Annotated in this window: 15 protein-coding genes and 1 tRNA gene; 12 read left to right on the forward strand and 4 right to left on the reverse strand. The window is 53.5% G+C overall.

Going from position 1 to position 15,577, the window contains the following annotated elements:
* Positions 1 to 278: 278 nt before the first annotated feature.
* The 5 genes from ACJJIW_RS04140 (at position 279) to ACJJIW_RS04160 (ending at position 5,516) form a co-directional block, all read left to right on the forward strand.
* Positions 279 to 1,499, forward strand: coding sequence for a multifunctional CCA addition/repair protein (locus ACJJIW_RS04140; protein ID WP_282934459.1), 1,221 nt, complete (start codon positions 279 to 281; stop codon positions 1,497 to 1,499).
* Positions 1,483 to 2,220, forward strand: coding sequence for a pteridine reductase (locus tag ACJJIW_RS04145; RefSeq protein WP_353057061.1), 738 nt, complete (start codon positions 1,483 to 1,485; stop codon positions 2,218 to 2,220). The genes ACJJIW_RS04140 and ACJJIW_RS04145 overlap by 17 nt, the downstream gene beginning before the upstream one ends.
* Positions 2,221 to 2,328: 108 nt before the next feature.
* Positions 2,329 to 3,024 carry a response regulator transcription factor gene (locus ACJJIW_RS04150; protein ID WP_282934461.1) on the forward strand — a complete coding sequence of 232 codons (696 nt, stop codon included), beginning with the start codon at positions 2,329 to 2,331 and terminating at the stop codon, positions 3,022 to 3,024.
* A complete protein-coding gene (locus ACJJIW_RS04155; RefSeq protein ID WP_282934462.1) occupies positions 3,008 to 4,255 on the forward strand; it encodes a sensor histidine kinase in 1,248 nt (415 codons plus the stop codon). Before ACJJIW_RS04150 ends, ACJJIW_RS04155 begins: the two co-directional genes overlap by 17 nt.
* Positions 4,256 to 4,457: 202 nt before the next feature.
* Positions 4,458 to 5,516, forward strand: coding sequence for a type 1 glutamine amidotransferase domain-containing protein (locus ACJJIW_RS04160; protein ID WP_444936742.1), 1,059 nt, complete (start codon positions 4,458 to 4,460; stop codon positions 5,514 to 5,516).
* Between the two features lie 21 nt (positions 5,517 to 5,537).
* On the opposite strand, the gene ACJJIW_RS04165 is transcribed toward ACJJIW_RS04160, so the two are convergent.
* Positions 5,538 to 5,999, reverse strand: a complete 462-nt coding sequence (locus ACJJIW_RS04165; protein WP_444936743.1) for a winged helix-turn-helix transcriptional regulator — start codon at positions 5,997 to 5,999, stop codon at positions 5,538 to 5,540.
* A 414-nt stretch (positions 6,000 to 6,413) separates the two neighbouring features.
* Between ACJJIW_RS04165 and ACJJIW_RS04170 the strand changes: the two genes are divergently transcribed.
* A complete protein-coding gene (locus ACJJIW_RS04170) occupies positions 6,414 to 7,526 on the forward strand; it encodes an NADH:flavin oxidoreductase (RefSeq protein ID WP_444936744.1) in 1,113 nt (370 codons plus the stop codon).
* 69 nt (positions 7,527 to 7,595) lie between these two features.
* On the opposite strand, the gene folK is transcribed toward ACJJIW_RS04170, so the two are convergent.
* Genes folK through tsaD form a run of 3 tightly spaced genes read right to left on the reverse strand, consistent with a single transcriptional unit; the run spans position 7,596 to position 9,558 of the window.
* On the reverse strand, positions 7,596 to 8,087 hold the full coding sequence (folK, locus tag ACJJIW_RS04175) for a 2-amino-4-hydroxy-6-hydroxymethyldihydropteridine diphosphokinase (protein WP_444895330.1): 492 nt from the start codon (positions 8,085 to 8,087) through the stop codon (positions 7,596 to 7,598).
* A gap of 2 nt (positions 8,088 to 8,089) precedes the next feature.
* On the reverse strand, positions 8,090 to 8,479 hold the full coding sequence (gene folB, locus ACJJIW_RS04180) for a dihydroneopterin aldolase (RefSeq protein WP_020411528.1): 390 nt from the start codon (positions 8,477 to 8,479) through the stop codon (positions 8,090 to 8,092).
* Positions 8,480 to 8,523: 44 nt separating this feature from the next.
* Complete coding sequence (tsaD, locus tag ACJJIW_RS04185) at positions 8,524 to 9,558, reverse strand: tRNA (adenosine(37)-N6)-threonylcarbamoyltransferase complex transferase subunit TsaD (protein WP_444936745.1); 1,035 nt, start codon at positions 9,556 to 9,558, stop codon at positions 8,524 to 8,526.
* A gap of 173 nt (positions 9,559 to 9,731) precedes the next feature.
* Between tsaD and rpsU the strand changes: the two genes are divergently transcribed.
* The 6 genes from rpsU (at position 9,732) to ACJJIW_RS04215 (ending at position 15,505) form a co-directional block, all read left to right on the forward strand.
* Positions 9,732 to 9,947 carry a 30S ribosomal protein S21 gene (gene rpsU, locus ACJJIW_RS04190; RefSeq protein WP_020411530.1) on the forward strand — a complete coding sequence of 72 codons (216 nt, stop codon included), beginning with the start codon at positions 9,732 to 9,734 and terminating at the stop codon, positions 9,945 to 9,947.
* A gap of 197 nt (positions 9,948 to 10,144) precedes the next feature.
* The gene (locus tag ACJJIW_RS04195) at positions 10,145 to 10,591 is read left to right on the forward strand and encodes a GatB/YqeY domain-containing protein (RefSeq protein WP_108731584.1); all 447 of its coding nucleotides are present in this window, start codon (positions 10,145 to 10,147) and stop codon (positions 10,589 to 10,591) included.
* Between the two features lie 15 nt (positions 10,592 to 10,606).
* A complete protein-coding gene (gene dnaG / locus ACJJIW_RS04200) occupies positions 10,607 to 12,571 on the forward strand; it encodes a DNA primase (protein ID WP_444936746.1) in 1,965 nt (654 codons plus the stop codon).
* Positions 12,572 to 12,767: 196 nt separating this feature from the next.
* A complete protein-coding gene (gene rpoD, locus ACJJIW_RS04205) occupies positions 12,768 to 14,633 on the forward strand; it encodes an RNA polymerase sigma factor RpoD (protein WP_444936747.1) in 1,866 nt (621 codons plus the stop codon).
* Between the two features lie 90 nt (positions 14,634 to 14,723).
* Complete coding sequence (locus tag ACJJIW_RS04210; RefSeq protein ID WP_282934471.1) at positions 14,724 to 15,143, forward strand: diacylglycerol kinase; 420 nt, start codon at positions 14,724 to 14,726, stop codon at positions 15,141 to 15,143.
* Between the two features lie 285 nt (positions 15,144 to 15,428).
* Positions 15,429 to 15,505, forward strand: a tRNA-Ile gene (locus tag ACJJIW_RS04215).
* The last annotated feature ends 72 nt before the right edge of the window (positions 15,506 to 15,577 follow it).

Raw genomic sequence — 15,577 nt, forward strand, 5'->3', positions numbered from 1 at the left:
TCGTGACTCGGGACTTGTCACGGGATCCCTCCCACTGGTGTGGCCCTCAAGTCAGAGACCCCGCAGTTGGCAGAGAAATGTTTGCTAAGCGAATACCCTAAGACCCTGGGCCCCCTTGTTTTTTCGGGGCCTTTTTTTTATCTTGCCGAAGCTTCTTACACTCCTACCGCTCATCCTCCGTCCAGCAGACAAACCTGGAACAACGCCGGAACAAATGGACTTATGGCAGTACAATCACCTATCAGATCACTGGACCCTCCAGCTCTGGAGCAAATGTTTTGAAGATCTACCTTGTTGGCGGCGCAGTGCGCGACAGACTTTTGAATCGTCCAGTCACCGAGCGCGACTGGGTAGTAGTTGGAGCAAGTGCAGATAGAATGCAGGACCTCGGATACAGCCCAGTAGGCAAAGATTTTCCAGTATTCCTACACCCTGAGACCGGAGAAGAATACGCTCTCGCTCGAACTGAAAGAAAGAGCGGCCACGGCTATGGCGGTTTTACCGTTAACGCCGATGCCAATATCACTCTGGAAGAGGATCTCCTGCGGCGAGACCTCACTATTAATGCCATTGCAGAAGACATCGACGGCAAGCTAATAGACCCCTACGGCGGGCAGAAAGATCTGGAGGCACGGCTTTTGCGCCATGTTTCTCCTGCGTTTGCCGAAGACCCCTTAAGAGTACTGCGAGTAGCCCGCTTTGCCGCCCGCTACCATCACCTTGGCTTTAGCGTTGCCCCTGAGACCATGATACTCATGCGCCAGATGGTAGAAGCGGGTGAAGTGGAATATCTGGTGGCCGAGAGGGTCTGGAAAGAGGTAAGCCGGGCACTTACCGAGCCAGACCCCGATATTTTTATTCGGGTACTGCGAGACTGCGGCGCCCTATCAGTACTTTTACCAGAGTTAGAGAATTTGTTTGGTGTTCCTCAGCCGCCCAAACACCATCCCGAAGTGGACACTGGAGAACACGTACTACTAGCCCTGCGCGCCTCACCGGCAGAGCTCCCATTGCGTTTTGCAGTACTGCTACACGACCTGGGCAAAGGACTGACTCCCGAGGAGATTCTCCCCAGCCACCACGGCCACGAGGCCGCAGGCGTACCTCTTGTAAAGGCCGTCTGTGAGCGCTGGCGTACCCCAAAAGACCTGACAGCACTAGCTGTCGGGGTCTGCGAATATCACCTGCATTGCCACAGAGCCTTCGAATTGCGCCCACAGACCATTATGAAGATGATCCGCAGTCTGGATGCCTTGCGACGTCCCGAGCGATTTGAAAACTTTCTTCGCGCCTGTGAGGCTGATGCCCGAGGTCGTGAAGGACTGGAGAATCGAGATTATCCACAGGTGGACTTTTTGCGCGCCGCTCGAAATGGGGCAGCGGCATTAACTGCTGAGGAGTTGATTAAACAGGGCTACCAGGGTGCGAAACTCGGGCAAGCACTGGACCGGGAGCGTATCAAGGCAATCGCCAAAGTAAAGGATGACTACATTGCGTAATGTGCTAATTACCGGTGCCGCTGCACGCCTGGGTCGTGCTATTGCTGAAGAACTACATAGAGATCACAGAGTTGTTATTCACTATCGCAACTCGGCTGATGCTGCCAAGGCCCTGGCAAACGAGCTGAACCAACGTCGTCCCAACTCTGCCATAGCGTTGCACAGTGAGTTGAATAGCGCCGAAGCCTGTTCCAATCTGGCCCAACGTGCACAAGAGGCCTGGGGCGGTATTGATGTTCTGGTCAACAATGCCTCAGCATTTCACCCCACATCTGTGGGAAATGCGACCGAGGAGGACTGGGATCGGCTGGTAGGCAGCAACCTCAAAGCCCCCTTCTTTCTCACTCAGGCCCTGAAAGAAACACTCAGCCAACAGCTGGGTTGCGTTGTTAATATGGCGGATATTCACGCCGAGCGCCCAATGCCCAAGCATACTATCTACTGCGCCGCCAAGGCTGGGCTGGTAATGCTGACAAAAAGCCTCGCTCTGGAGCTGTCTCCCCAGGTCCGGGTCAATGCAGTCGCCCCCGGTGCCATTCTTTGGCCAGAGCAAGAGGCAACTAACGAAGCCAAGAAAGCACAAATCACCCAGCGCATTCCTTTGGCCCGAACCGGTGACCCCAGTGATATCGCCAAGACCGTGCGCTTCCTTGCCTGTGATGCCCCCTATATCAACGGTCAGGTTATTGCCGTTGACGGCGGCCGCAACCTCAATATCTAGAGCAGTCCAACCAATATCTAAAACAGTCCAACAACGGGGCTTCACTTCAATTTCACCGGCACTCTGTCAGAATGTTTTGTAACTTCCTCTGCCACAAGAGATTTGCCGGTGCGCTCACTGAAGATATTGTTGATTGAAGATAACCCCACTATCGCCCGCCAGCTTGCCGAATTCCTACATGCTGAGGGCTGGCAGATAGATTATGCCCACCGGGGTCGCCAGGGCTTACAGCTGGCCCTGGAACAAATCTTCGACCTGATTATTCTCGACCTGGGCCTGCCGGATATGGACGGCTTAGAGGTCTGCGAAAAGATCAAGGCACAAGCGCCAGTTAACATGCCAATTCTGATGTTAACTGCCCGAGATGCTCTCGCAGATAAAGAACGCGGATTTGGTATCGGTGCCGATGACTATTTATGTAAGCCCTTCGAACCAAGGGAACTAATACTGAGATGCCGCGCCCTGGCCCGCAGACACCAGCTGCATACCAGTGAAGAAATTAAGGTCGGTGATTTACAGATAAACCAGCGCCAGCAAACGGCCTACCGGGATAAACAACCTCTGCCCCTGACAACTATCGGTTTTCGCATTCTCACTATGCTCGCCCAGGCGTCGCCAGCACCAGTAAGCCGCTCGGCAATAATCCACCATATTTGGGGTGATGAACCCCCAGAAACAGACGCCTTAAAATCCCACATTTATAGTCTTCGCCAAACACTGGATAAGCCTTTCCAGGCCCCTATGTTGAAAACCATCACCAATCTCGGTTATCAGTTGGAAACTCCCAATGCGCGAAACCAGTAATTTACAGAGGAAGGTCTTCGCTATTTTTGGCAGTTTTACCCTGCTACTTTGCTTGGTGTTTTTTGCCATTTGTATGATGGTGGCCTATGTAGTTGAAGACCATTTACTCGATAACTTATTGGCCGGAGAAGTCCGCTACCTCGAACAGCAGGCAAGACTGACTAATACGACCCCAGAGCCACGCCTACCCTATTTAACGCTATACACTGAAAACAAAATAATACCGGCCGAACTGCGCACTGCCTTACCAAGCTATGCGGAAAAGGCTGAGTGGTTTAGTGATACTGAACATCACTTCCATTTACGCAGAGTACATTTTCCGGACAACCATTCCGCCGTTCTCGTAGCTGAAGTCAGTGAATTGCTCACTGTTACCCGACAATCTTCAAAGCTTCTCTGGCTCTTTGCCAGCGCCTGTATCTTGACCCTACTCTTAGCCCTCTATTGTGCTTTTCGTATTTCCCGTAAAACCATCGCTCCTGTAGTAACCCTTGCTAAAGCAGTTCAGCAGCAGAGAAACTGCGATTCTCAAATTTCCCTGCCCTATAACAATGAACAAGATGAAATCGGTTATCTTGCAAGTACGTTGCAAGATACACTTAACCAGCTCAAGCTAACATTGCGCAGGGAAACTGAGTTTACCCGGGATACGAGCCATGAGTTGCGCACCGGGCTAACCATTCTGAAAAGCACACTGGCTCTCAGTCAAAATCGGGAGATGACTTTAGCTGAGAAAAATGAGCTATTAGAAACTGTTACCGGTATGGAAAAAACCGTTAAGACACTATTAGCCCTCGCCCGCTCTGAGTCTCTACAGTCGGAAGATATCCCATTGTGCGCTTTACTAGAGGAACGTCTTTTAGCTCAACACCAGTTAATTGTACAAAAGCATTTTAATGTTGATTTAAAGTTAGGGCACAAAGTCAGAGTCCTGGCCAATCGACACCTGGTAAGTCTGCTCTTCGACAACTTGATCAGCAATGCATTACAGCACGCTACCAGCCCTGAATTGGTTATTACCTATAAGGGGGACACACTCTTTTTTGAGAACGCCACAGACAACCAATTAGATCTAGAAACCTCCCTCTTACCCGGCCAAAAGAGGGAAGGCAGTGACGGCATTGGTCAAGGCCTTTTCCTGGCCAAGAGAATCTGTGAAGCCTTAAATTGGACCATCTCTATCCAGTGTAAAAAAAATATTTATCAGTGCGCTCTATCTTTTACACAGTAGCGTTCTAAGATTCAAATTTTTACCGTATGCGCTCGAGATGCACAGTGAATCAGCATCCATACCTTATACGATCTCGAGCGCAGCTTTTTCCTTCTTCCTAAATAGCAATTGCAATCTCACCTGAATTTCACCTTCCATCCCTTATTCTCCTACGAACTCACTAGAAGATTTTCCGTCTGCTACTGCAATTTTGGAGATTAATATGTTGAAGAAAATTGTTATTTCCCTGGCACTGACTTTGTCCGTCTTTTTTGGTTTTATTATTTGGATTAAGGGCCTAATTCCACCCCAAGAGCAGGACTTTTCCACTACGACAGTAAGTGACCTGCCGTATTTACAACAATTACCCAGAGAAAGCCGAGGAAAAATCTTAGCTGTTGTCACCAGTACTGAAACGATGGGAGATAGTGACAAGGCCACGGGTTATGAATTAACTGAACTGGCACGCCCCTATTACATCTTTTCAGCCAACGGATTTATTGTCGATATTGCCAGTCCCAAAGGCGGCAAACCGCCAGCGGTAATCGATAAAGATGATCTGGGGCCTTTCGACTATGCCTTTCTCAATGACCCGGAGGCACAACAAAAGGTCAACAACAGTATTCCTATCGATCGGGTATCCGCAGAGGATTATCAGGCAGTATTTTTTGTCGGCGGTAAAGGTACCATGTTCGATTTCCCCGACAATCCCTATATCCAGTCCCTGGTGCGGGAAATCTATAGCAGCGGCAAAATTATCGGAGCGGTATGCCACGGGCCAGCAGCCCTTGCCAATGTCACCCTGGATAATGGCAAGCCCTTAATCGCCGATCGGCAGATCAGTGCTTTTACTAACGAAGAGGAGCTTTTTCTTATCCCTGACGCCGAGCAACAATTTCCATTCCTGCTTGAGGATCGCTTACGTGAGCAAGGCGCGTTTTTTCAGGCTGGGCCCACTTACCTGGAACAAGTCAGCGTGGATGGCCAGCTTATTACCGGGCAAAACCCCTGGTCCACCTGGCTGGCGGCTGAGAGTATAGTAAGCGCGATGGGATACACCCCTGTTCCACGCCAAATCACTCCGGCGGAGCAGACCGTCAAATTACTACTCACTTATGAGCAGCGCGGCTTTACCGAGGCCACAGAGAAATTACAAAAGCTTCAGGAGAAAGGGAAAATAGACCAGCGTCTACTAGCCATGCACGGCGTTGTCTCTGTTATGCGTTGGGAGCCGGGCAGGGCTCTGGACATAATCAGACTGCTGTCCAAGAGCCAGGATTGATAGAGCCCCTCAAAAAGCCAGCTAGCCAGCCTGCTCTAGGGGCTGGCCATTTTCATCCACAAATAATACATCGCGAATACTGAGTTTTTGTCCCTGGGCATTCTGAACAGCCACTTCGGAGATAGGCTCACCACTGTTTTTATCGACCAGATGCATCCCATCTTTATTGCCGTTCCAGCGCAGATTCCACTGGCGCAGGGCGATTACCACCGTAAACAGGTCCCGACCTTTTTCCGTTAAGCGGTACTCGTAGCGAGTGCCGTGTTCACCCGCATCAAAGCGTAACAACACCTCGTTATCCACCAAACGTGATAACCGATCCACAAGGATATTTTTGGCAATTCCCAGGTTTCTTTGGAAATCCACAAAACGGCGGGTACCCAGCATCGCCTGCTTAATTATCAGCAGGGACCACCAGTCTCCCACCTCATTCAGGGCGCAAGCCAGGGAGCAATCAAGATCATCAAAGCGTTTACGTGACATATAGGGAGCCTCTAAATAACTCCGTGATACCTCTGGCATGCAGAGCGGTTCACAATCAAGGCGCGGCTTCGCAGGAATGTCTAGACCTTTCAAGAAGTCGCAACGCGGAGTGTGAATCGCTCTGCAAGCCCCGAAGGGCGGGCCTTGAAGGCCACAGCTGCTGCGTTGCAGCTCTTGCAAAGGACTGAGCCATTCGCGGCGAGCTGCGCCTAACATCTGCAGCCTTCATGGCCCGCAGAGGCATTACGAAGTTATTCAGAGGCTCCCTAGCCAGTATACCGGCAAAAGAGTTGCAATACGAAACCAGATATTGAACTCAACTTTAAAATAAGGTCTTATAACGCAACCGTTTTAATTGTGACCTAGTGGGACCAGTGAGTCCCAGTGTTGAATCGAGACATTCAGGAGAGAAATATGAGTGGTTCCCTGGACAACCTACTGCGTCCTTTCGAGCATAAATCCCTAAAGCTGCGCAACCGGGTCGCAATGGCCCCCATGACCCGCACTATGTCACCGGGCTATTCAGCCAATGACCAAGTGGCCGGCTATTACCGCCGCCGAGCTGAAGGTGAAGTGGGACTAATTATTACCGAAGGCACCTTCGTTAATCATAAAGCCGCAAACGGCTACGAGAATGTTCCGGCAATCTACGGTGAGGCCGCTCTCGCCGGCTGGAAAAAAGTGGTAGACGAAGTACACGCTGCCGGTGGCCAGATTATCCCGCAGTTATGGCACGTAGGCTCTGTGCGCAAAGAGGGCATAGGCCCGGATAAATCAGTGCCCGGCTATTCCCCCTCAGGCTTGTTCAAACCCGGCAAACCCAATGGCCAGGCGATGAGCAAAAAGGACATCCAGGAAGTTGTACAAGCTTTTGCAGACGCAGCCAAAGCAGCCAAGGAAATTGGGTTTGACGGTGTAGAGATTCACGGCGCCCACGGCTACCTGATCGACCAGTTTTTCTGGGAAGGTACCAACCAACGCGATGACGAGTACGGTGGCTCCATCGAAAATCGCACCCGCTTTGCAGTGGAAATTATCAAAGCGGTACGTGAAGCCGTAGGCGAAGATTTCGCCATAGTGTTGCGCTACTCCCAATGGAAGCAGCAGGATTACGAAGCCAAGTTGGCGCAAAACCCGGAAGAACTGAAACGCTTCCTAACACCGCTAGTTGAAGCCGGCGTTGATATTTTCCACGCCTCTACAAGACGCTTCTGGGTGCCAGAATTTGAGGGTTCTGATCTCAACCTGGCAGGCTGGACCAAGGAATTGACGGGAAAACCGGTAATTTCTGTCGGCAGTGTCGGCCTTGACGATGATTTTATCGGCGGCAATAACCAGGGCATGGGCGGTACTGCCAATCCTACCGATTTAGGCGAACTGACCCGCCGTATGGACAACCAGGAGTTTGACCTGATTGCCGTTGGCCGCGCGCTATTACAAGACCCACACTGGTTTGCCAAGGTGCGTGAAGATCGCGCGGAGGAAATCACTCCGTTCACTAAAGAAGCGCTAATGAGCCTAAGTTAATTACTCCTAATAAAAAAGCAGCCTCAAAGGGCTGCTTTTTTATCTACTTTTTTTAGAAATTTATCGGAATCACGGCCAAATAAATTCCACCGGCCACAATTTTTGTGAAGCCTGGTCGTACTCATCCCACAGCTGACGGTAAGTTTTCTGCTCGACCGGGTGCAATTCTTCTGGAGCAATCTCTGCCAGAGGCTGTAAAACAAAGGCATTTTTTACAATCTCACCTCTAGGCAATTTTACCCCATCGACAGTTCCGGTCAGGTGATCATAGGTGAGAATATCAATATCCAGAGTGCGCGCGCTGAACTTGGGCCCGGAACGCAGGCGGCCGTTGGCATCTTCAATACCGCGCAGACACAGGGCCAGCTGTCCTACCGGCAAGTCAGTTTGCAGCCCCACCACCAGGTTGTAAAAGTTATCGCCCTGGAAACCCACCGCTTCACTTTCGAAGACCCGGGACACCTGTAATTCGCCAAACCGCCCGGTCAAGGCATCCAGCGCTGCGCGGATATATTGCGCACGATTGATATTACTACCGAGGCTGAGATACACCTGAGCCACGTTTACACTCCCGCAGACATCGCTGCTGCACCTTTTGCCGGCCTCTCGCCGCGCTCAATAATGACACCCACATCCCTGGACCCTCTGACCGCACCCGGCTTGGACAACCGCAGTCGCAGCCAGCTTACAGAAAACTCTTCCCTGACAATTGCCGCAGCCTGCTCTGCCATGGTCTCCACCAACAGAAACTCACTGCTTTCAATAAAAGCGATCAAGCGCTTGGCCACCGCTTTATAGTTAAGTGTGTACTCGATATTGTCTGTGCGCGCCGCCTCACTGATATCGAAAGCCATCTCCAAATCGAGACTAACCGTCTGGCGAACTTCCCGCTCCCAATCGTAAATACCAATAATGGTATTCACCTTTAAATCCCGTATATAAACAATATCCATTTATCGGCTCTTTTCTTTTTAATGCCAGGCTATCCCTGGGATTTTTAAAGTTCGGTCTTGGGCAACTCTGTCATGGGCCAGCGCGGACGCACATCTACCGCAAGGCTCGTCTGCTCCCCTGCTTTTAAACGCAAACTACCGGCGTAGGCGATCATGGCGCCGTTATCAGTGCAGAATTCATGGCGCGGATAGTAGACGCTGGCCTTATCCTTTCGCAGGCTCGTTTCCAAACGCTCACGCAATAATTTATTTGCAGAAACTCCACCGGCAATCACCAGGGTTTTATAGCCGGAAGCCTTAATAGCGCGACGACATTTAATCACCAGGGTATCCACTACCGCCTCCTGGAAAGCCGCAGCAATATCTGCGCAAGTTTGCTCGTCCGGTAAACCATCCTCGAGGGCGTACTTTCGCACTGTTGTCAAAGTGAAGGTTTTAAGGCCTGAAAAACTGAAATCCAACCCCGGTCGATCCGTCATAGGCCGCGGGAAAGTAAAGCGCTTGGGGTCTCCTTTCTCCGCCAGGGCAGCCAAACGCGGACCACCGGGATAATCCAGGTCGAGCATTTTGGCGGCCTTATCAAAGGCTTCGCCGGCGGCGTCATCCAGGGATTCACCCATCAGTTCGTAATCGCCGAGCCCCCGCACCTCCACCAGCTGGGTGTGTCCGCCTGAAACCAGCAGGGCCACGAAAGGAAAGGCGGGCGGATTATCCTCCAGCATTGGGGCCAGCAGGTGGCCCTCCATATGGTGCACCGCCACCGCCGGGATATCCCAACCATAGGCCAGTGCACGGGCCGCGCAGGCCCCGACCATCAGCGCTCCCACCAGACCGGGGCCTGCGGTATAGGCGATACCATTGAGTTCTGAAGGGCTGGTATCGGCCTTCTTCATTACCTGTCGAATCAGCGGCAAGAGTTTGCGCACATGATCGCGGCTCGCCAGCTCGGGGACTACTCCGCCATAATCGGCATGCAGGTCCACTTGACTGAACAGGGCATGGCTGAGCAAACCGGACTCAGAATCGTAAATAGCGACGCCAGTTTCATCGCAGGAAGTTTCTATACCAAGGACGCGCACTTGATCTCATTCTCGTGACTACTTCGAGGGGTGGTTATCATACTGGAAAATGGGGTTGCGATCCCGTATAGGAGTGTTTAGAATTTGCGCCCTCGCTGTGAACCGGCCACCGGATGCAACTGCGAGAGCATTGCCGGAATGGCCGAGAGAAACGAATTTTAACAGGTATCCTAATGCCCTCTGTACGAATCAAAGACAACGAACCTTTCGATATCGCCCTGCGCCGTTTCAAGCGCTCCTGTGAAAAAGCAGGCGTACTGTCTGAAGTACGTCGTCGCGAGTTCTACGAGAAGCCCACCGCTGTTCGTAAGCGCAAAGCTGCTGCCGCTGTAAAGCGTCACGCTAAAAAGCTTCAGCGCGAAAACCGCAAGTTCCAGCGTCTCTACTAAGAGCCGCAGGCTGCATAAGCCTGTCGCAGCGAGGCGGCCGGACGGGCTTAGCCCGTAGCGGAGCTATAAAGAACGGCGTGCGAGCCATACTCGCGCGCCGTTTTTCGTTTGGGCTAACGCATTTCCCCCGCCCTGCAGACAAGCTATCCTAAGCCCCTGATCCAAAATTCATTGCCAACAATCCCGGAACACTCACTATGAGCACTCTCAAGGAAACCCTGACCCAAGCCACTAAAGACGCAATGAAAGCGCGAGACAAAGAGCGCCTGGCCACCCTCCGCCTGATCAACGCCGAGATCAAACGCGTTGAAGTCGACGAGCGCATCGACCTGGATGACGCCCGTATCCTCGCCCTGCTGGACAAAATGACCAAGCAGCGCCGCGACTCCATTACCCAGTACGAGAAAGCTGGCCGGGCTGAACTGGCAGCAGTAGAGCAGGCTGAAATTGAAGTTATCCAGGAATTCCTGCCGAAGCAGCTGAGCGAAGCCGAGATTACCGATATCGTTGCCTCCGCCGTCAAAGACACCGGTGCCAACAGCATGGCGGATATGGGCAAAGTCATCGCCCAGGTTAAACCCCAGGTGCAGGGCCGTGCAGATATGGGCGCGGTGAGCAAACTGGTGAAGGCCCAACTGGCCTAAGCTGAGCGAATCCCCATGGCCGGCAAGATACCCCAGCACTTTATTGACGATCTGCTCGCAAGGGCAGATATCGTCGAGCTGGTGGACAGCCGGGTCAAGCTGCGTAAAACCGGCAAAAACTACTCTGCCTGCTGCCCCTTCCACGACGAGAAAACCCCATCGTTTACCGTGAGTGCGGACAAGCAGTTTTATTACTGCTTCGGCTGCGGTGCCAATGGCAATGCCATCGGCTTCCTCATGGAGTACGACCGCCTGCCCTTCCCAGAAGCGGTGGAAAAACTCGCGGCCACCCGTGGACTGGAAGTTCCCAGGGAACAACTGGCACCGGGGCAAGAAAAGCGCCAGCGGGAGAGTCAATCTCTCTACCAGCTCACAGAGAAAGCCGCCGACTACTACCGTGAACAACTGCGCAACCACCCCGCCGCAGGCAATGCGGTGGCCTACTTGCGCAATCGCGGCCTCTCCGGTGAGATTGCCCGGGACTTTGGTATCGGCCTTGCGCCCCCAGGCTGGGACAACCTGCTCAATGCATTAGCCGATACCCCCGAGAAAGCGGATCAACTGGAACTGGCAGGCCTGGCCATTCGCCGCCAGGACAGTGATGGCAACACCAAGCCCAACGCGCGCCACCACTACGACCGCTTCCGCAGCCGTATTATTTTCCCGATCCGCGACCAGCGCGGGCGCGCCATCGCCTTTGGCGGGCGGGTACTGGGCGACGACAAACCCAAGTACCTGAACTCTCCGGAAACCCCAATTTTCCACAAGAGCCGCGAACTCTACGGCCTGTGGGAAGCGCTCCAGGCCAACCGCAATTTAGAGCGCCTGATTGTGGTTGAAGGCTATATGGATGTGGTGGCCCTGGCCCAGTTCGATATCCGCTGCGCCGTCGCCACCCTGGGCACCGCTTGTGGCGAAGACCACATTCAACTCGCCTTCCGCCACACCACGGAACTGCTGTTTTGCTTCGACGGCGACCGCGCAGGCCGCGCTGCCGCCCGCCGCGCTCTGGAGTCGGCCCTGCCGCAGATGCAGGACGGGCGCAGCCTGCGCTTCCTGCTGCTGCCGGAAGGCGAGGACCCGGACACCCTGGTACGCCAACTGGGCGGTGAACGTTTCCAGCAGTTAATTAAGGAGCAGTCCCTACCGCTGGAAGATTTTCTCTTCGACCTACTGAGCGAAGATATCAACCTGCAGACCATGGACGGCCGCGCGCGCCTGTCCAAGCTCGCCGCTCCCCTGCTGGACCTGCTGCCCGATGGCGTCTACCGCCAGCTGATGTTCCAACAACTGGCCTCGCGCACCGGGCTCGATAAGGAAACCCTGCAAGAGGTTATCCGCACAGAAAAAGCTCGCACGCCGCAGCAGCCCCACCCGCAACCTACAGCTGCACCGGGAGAGCCAAACCAAGCACCCTCCCCTCACGAAGAGCTGGAGCACCGCACACCGCCGGAACCTTGGCAGCGCGACAGCAACTTCAGCGAAAGTGCAGCACCGAGTTACAACAGTCCGCGCCGCCAGAGCCAATATCTCCTGCCACCGGAGCGCATGCTGATCGCCCTGCTATTGCACCACCCGGAGCTGGCAGCACAAATCGAAAATCCACAGCAATTCCCCATCGAGGGCAATGCAGACCTGGCATTGTTTATCCAGCTGGTAGAGCTGTACAAAAGCCGCCCCCAATTAAATTTCTATCAGTTGATCGGCCACTGGCGTGCACACCACAGCGCAGAATCTTGCGATACCCTGGCCAAGCTCGCTATTTCTCCACTGGTATCGGTCGCGCGACAACTCGCCCAGGATGACAGCAACCTGGAATACGATCCGCACACGGAATTTAACGACTGCCTGCGGCGCCTGAAGCAGACTGCGGACAAACAGCGCAACCGCGATTTACTCGATCAACTCAGGAACAGCTCCCAGTTGAGCCCCGAAGAACAACTGGCTCTATTAGCCAATTGGCGAAAAAAGCAGAATTAATAAGCGCCAGCCCCTTGAAAACTGCGGGCTCAGCACTATATTCACTCACCCCCGCCGGGCGGGATCGGGAACCCCAGCACCCTAAACATCGCACCTACGCCGTTACTTGACAGCTAGAGTGGTTATTGCTAGTGCAAATACGCTATAATCCCGCGTCTTTGTCCCGTATTTTCATTCCCAGAATTCAGGGTTGTGCATGACCGACAAAACCCAGCAACAGTCCCGCATTAAGGAACTGATCGCCCGCGGTAAAGAGCAGGGCTATCTGACCTATGCCGAGGTAAATGACCACCTACCGGAAGATATTTCCGATCCCGATCAGGTGGAAGACATTATTGGCATGATCAACGACATGGGCATCAAGGTGTTTGAAACCGCACCGGATGCCGAAGAGTTGTTGATGGCTGAAGGCGACAGCTCCGCTGATGAAATCGCCGCAGCCGAAGCTGCCGCTGCCCTGGCAGCCGTAGAGTCCGACGTAGGCCGAACCACCGATCCAGTACGCATGTATATGCGCGAAATGGGCACCGTAGAGCTGCTCACGCGCGAAGGCGAGATCGCCATTGCCAAGCGTATCGAAGAGGGCCTGCGCGAACTGATGGCCGCCCTGGCCTACTGGCCGGGTGCAGTGCAGCAGATCATCGATGAGTACGCTCTGATCGAGAAAGAAGAGCGCCGCATCCCCGATATTATCTCCGGTTGGCTCGACCCCGCCGACGAGGTTCCGCCCGGAGCCCAGGCCGGCCAAGCCGCCGCCGCTGCCAGCGCGCCGGAGTCATCAGATTCCGATGATGATGACGACGACGACAGCGATGACGACAGCAGCGACGAGGAAGAGGAAGCTACCGGCGGTATCGACCCCGAAGAGCTCGCCGAGCGCATGAACGCGCTGATCGCCGCACAGAAAGCTGCCGACGAAGCCATCGCCGCCCACGGCCGCGACTCCAAAGAAGCTGGCCAGGCGCTCGAAGCCGTTGGCGATGTATTCCGCTTCTTTAAACTGGCTCCCCGCCAGTTCGAACCACTCTATGGTGAAGTTCGTTACGTACTCGACAGCGTACGCGAGCAAGAACGCGTGGTTATGGCCATGTGTATCAAACGCGCCCGCATGCCGCGCAAGACCTTTATCAAGGAATTCCCCGGCAACGAAACCAATGATGATTGGATCCCCGCGATCATCAAGAAAAAGCGCGATTACTCCGATGCCCTGCGCCACGTCGTAGACGAAGTTGTTCGTGCCCAGCGCAAACTGGCTCAGTTCCAGGAACGCGCTAAGTTAGAAGTCGGCCAGATCAAAGAGATCAACCGCCGTATGTCCATTGGCGAGGCCCGCTCCCGCCGCGCCAAGAAAGAGATGGTCGAGGCCAACCTGCGGCTGGTTATCTCTATTGCCAAGAAGTACACCAACCGAGGCCTGCAGTTCCTGGACCTGATCCAGGAGGGCAACATCGGCTTGATGAAGGCTGTGGACAAGTTCGAATACCGCCGTGGTTACAAGTTCTCCACATACGCCACCTGGTGGATTCGCCAGGCCATTACCCGCTCTATTGCGGACCAGGCCCGCACCATCCGTATCCCGGTGCATATGATTGAGACCATCAACAAGCTCAACCGTATCAGCCGCCAGATGCTGCAGGAAATGGGTCGCGAACCCACTCCGGAAGAGCTGGGCGAGCGCATGGAAATGCCGGAAGACAAGGTGCGTAAAGTCCTCAAAATCGCCAAAGAGCCGATCTCCATGGAGACGCCTATCGGCGACGACGAAGACTCCCATCTGGGTGACTTTATCGAGGACCAAAATCAATCCTCGCCGGTGGATACCGCCACTCAAACTGGCCTGCACGACGCTACCCGCTCCGTACTCTCCGGCCTCACCGCCCGTGAAGCCAAGGTACTGCGTATGCGTTTCGGTATTGATATGAATACCGACCACACTCTGGAAGAGGTGGGCAAACAGTTTGACGTAACCCGCGAGCGTATCCGTCAGATCGAAGCGAAAGCATTGCGCAAACTGCGACACCCCTCCAGGTCGGAGCATTTACGCAGCTTCCTCGACGAGTAAGCGCTAGACTAAAGCCCGGTTCAACCGGGCTTTTTTTTGTGACATAAAGATGACCTCCCCGCGCAGGCTTAGTGAAAGCAGGAGATAAGCATGCAAAAAGAAATGGCGAATAAGCAGGAAAAATCTGAAGAGCTTGCCAACAAGCCCGGCAAGAAAGGGTTTGCGCGCCTCCTGGCTGCCACTAGCTACTCCAGTCAGGGGCTCGTCGCTGCATGGCGCAATGAGGAAGCTTTTCGCCAGGAAGTGATTGCCGCCTGCCTAATGGTGCCTCTCGCACTCTGGGCCGGGGAGACACCTACTGAACGCGCCATATTGATTGCAGCCGTGATGTTTGTCCTCCCAATCGAACTTATCAACAGCGCTATTGAGGCGACCGTGGACCGCATCGGTCCCGAGAAACACCCGCTGGCCAAGATTGCCAAAGACACAGGCTCCGCCGCCGTGGCCGTCGCCCTCTTCGCTGCATTCCTGGTTTGGTGCTGTATTCTTATCCCCAAACTGCCGATTTAAATACTTTAGTATGGGATTTTGACCTCCATTTCACATAAACAAGACAGCTGTACCAATTACAGCTTCTAGTTAAGACTATCGAACCAGTTAAGGTGTTTGGCAGCTTTCATAAGGTGGAGGTCTACCCCATAAAGATTCAGTTGTTGGCGAAAGCTTGAGCAACAGGGAAAGAAGATTTCTTGAATTTGCCCATATCAGCCTTGAGCGCTAACAAAGGCATTGATTTGCAAGGGAAAATCTTGTATTTTTCCCAACCGCTTGCAACGATCCTCGCAAGCAATGTGTGGGCCCTTAGCTCAGTTGGTTAGAGCATCCGACTCATAATCGGCAGGTCCTGGGTTCGAGTCCCGGAGGGCCCACCACCTTCTTATGTTCACAATACGTTGTGATTTTTGCTTAAGACCTAGTGAAAAAATCAAACCACTGGGTACCAA

The organism is Microbulbifer maximicatervae (SeqCode) (assembly GCF_052467815.1).

What these genes read in the sequence shown, in the direction of transcription:
- ACJJIW_RS04165 (WP_444936743.1), bottom strand. Translation starts at nt 5,999, where the DNA reads ATGTCACGTAAACGCTTTGATGATCTTGATTGCTCCCTGGCTTGCGCC.
- ACJJIW_RS04160 (WP_444936742.1), top strand. Translation starts at nt 4,458, where the DNA reads ATGTTGAAGAAAATTGTTATTTCCCTGGCACTGACTTTGTCCGTCTTT.
- ACJJIW_RS04145 (WP_353057061.1), top strand. Translation starts at nt 1,483, where the DNA reads ATGACTACATTGCGTAATGTGCTAATTACCGGTGCCGCTGCACGCCTG.
- rpsU (WP_020411530.1), top strand. Translation starts at nt 9,732, where the DNA reads ATGCCCTCTGTACGAATCAAAGACAACGAACCTTTCGATATCGCCCTG.
- ACJJIW_RS04170 (WP_444936744.1), top strand. Translation starts at nt 6,414, where the DNA reads ATGAGTGGTTCCCTGGACAACCTACTGCGTCCTTTCGAGCATAAATCC.
- folB (WP_020411528.1), bottom strand. Translation starts at nt 8,479, where the DNA reads ATGGATATTGTTTATATACGGGATTTAAAGGTGAATACCATTATTGGT.
- ACJJIW_RS04155 (WP_282934462.1), top strand. Translation starts at nt 3,008, where the DNA reads ATGCGCGAAACCAGTAATTTACAGAGGAAGGTCTTCGCTATTTTTGGC.
- dnaG (WP_444936746.1), top strand. Translation starts at nt 10,607, where the DNA reads ATGGCCGGCAAGATACCCCAGCACTTTATTGACGATCTGCTCGCAAGG.
- ACJJIW_RS04210 (WP_282934471.1), top strand. Translation starts at nt 14,724, where the DNA reads ATGCAAAAAGAAATGGCGAATAAGCAGGAAAAATCTGAAGAGCTTGCC.
- rpoD (WP_444936747.1), top strand. Translation starts at nt 12,768, where the DNA reads ATGACCGACAAAACCCAGCAACAGTCCCGCATTAAGGAACTGATCGCC.
- ACJJIW_RS04195 (WP_108731584.1), top strand. Translation starts at nt 10,145, where the DNA reads ATGAGCACTCTCAAGGAAACCCTGACCCAAGCCACTAAAGACGCAATG.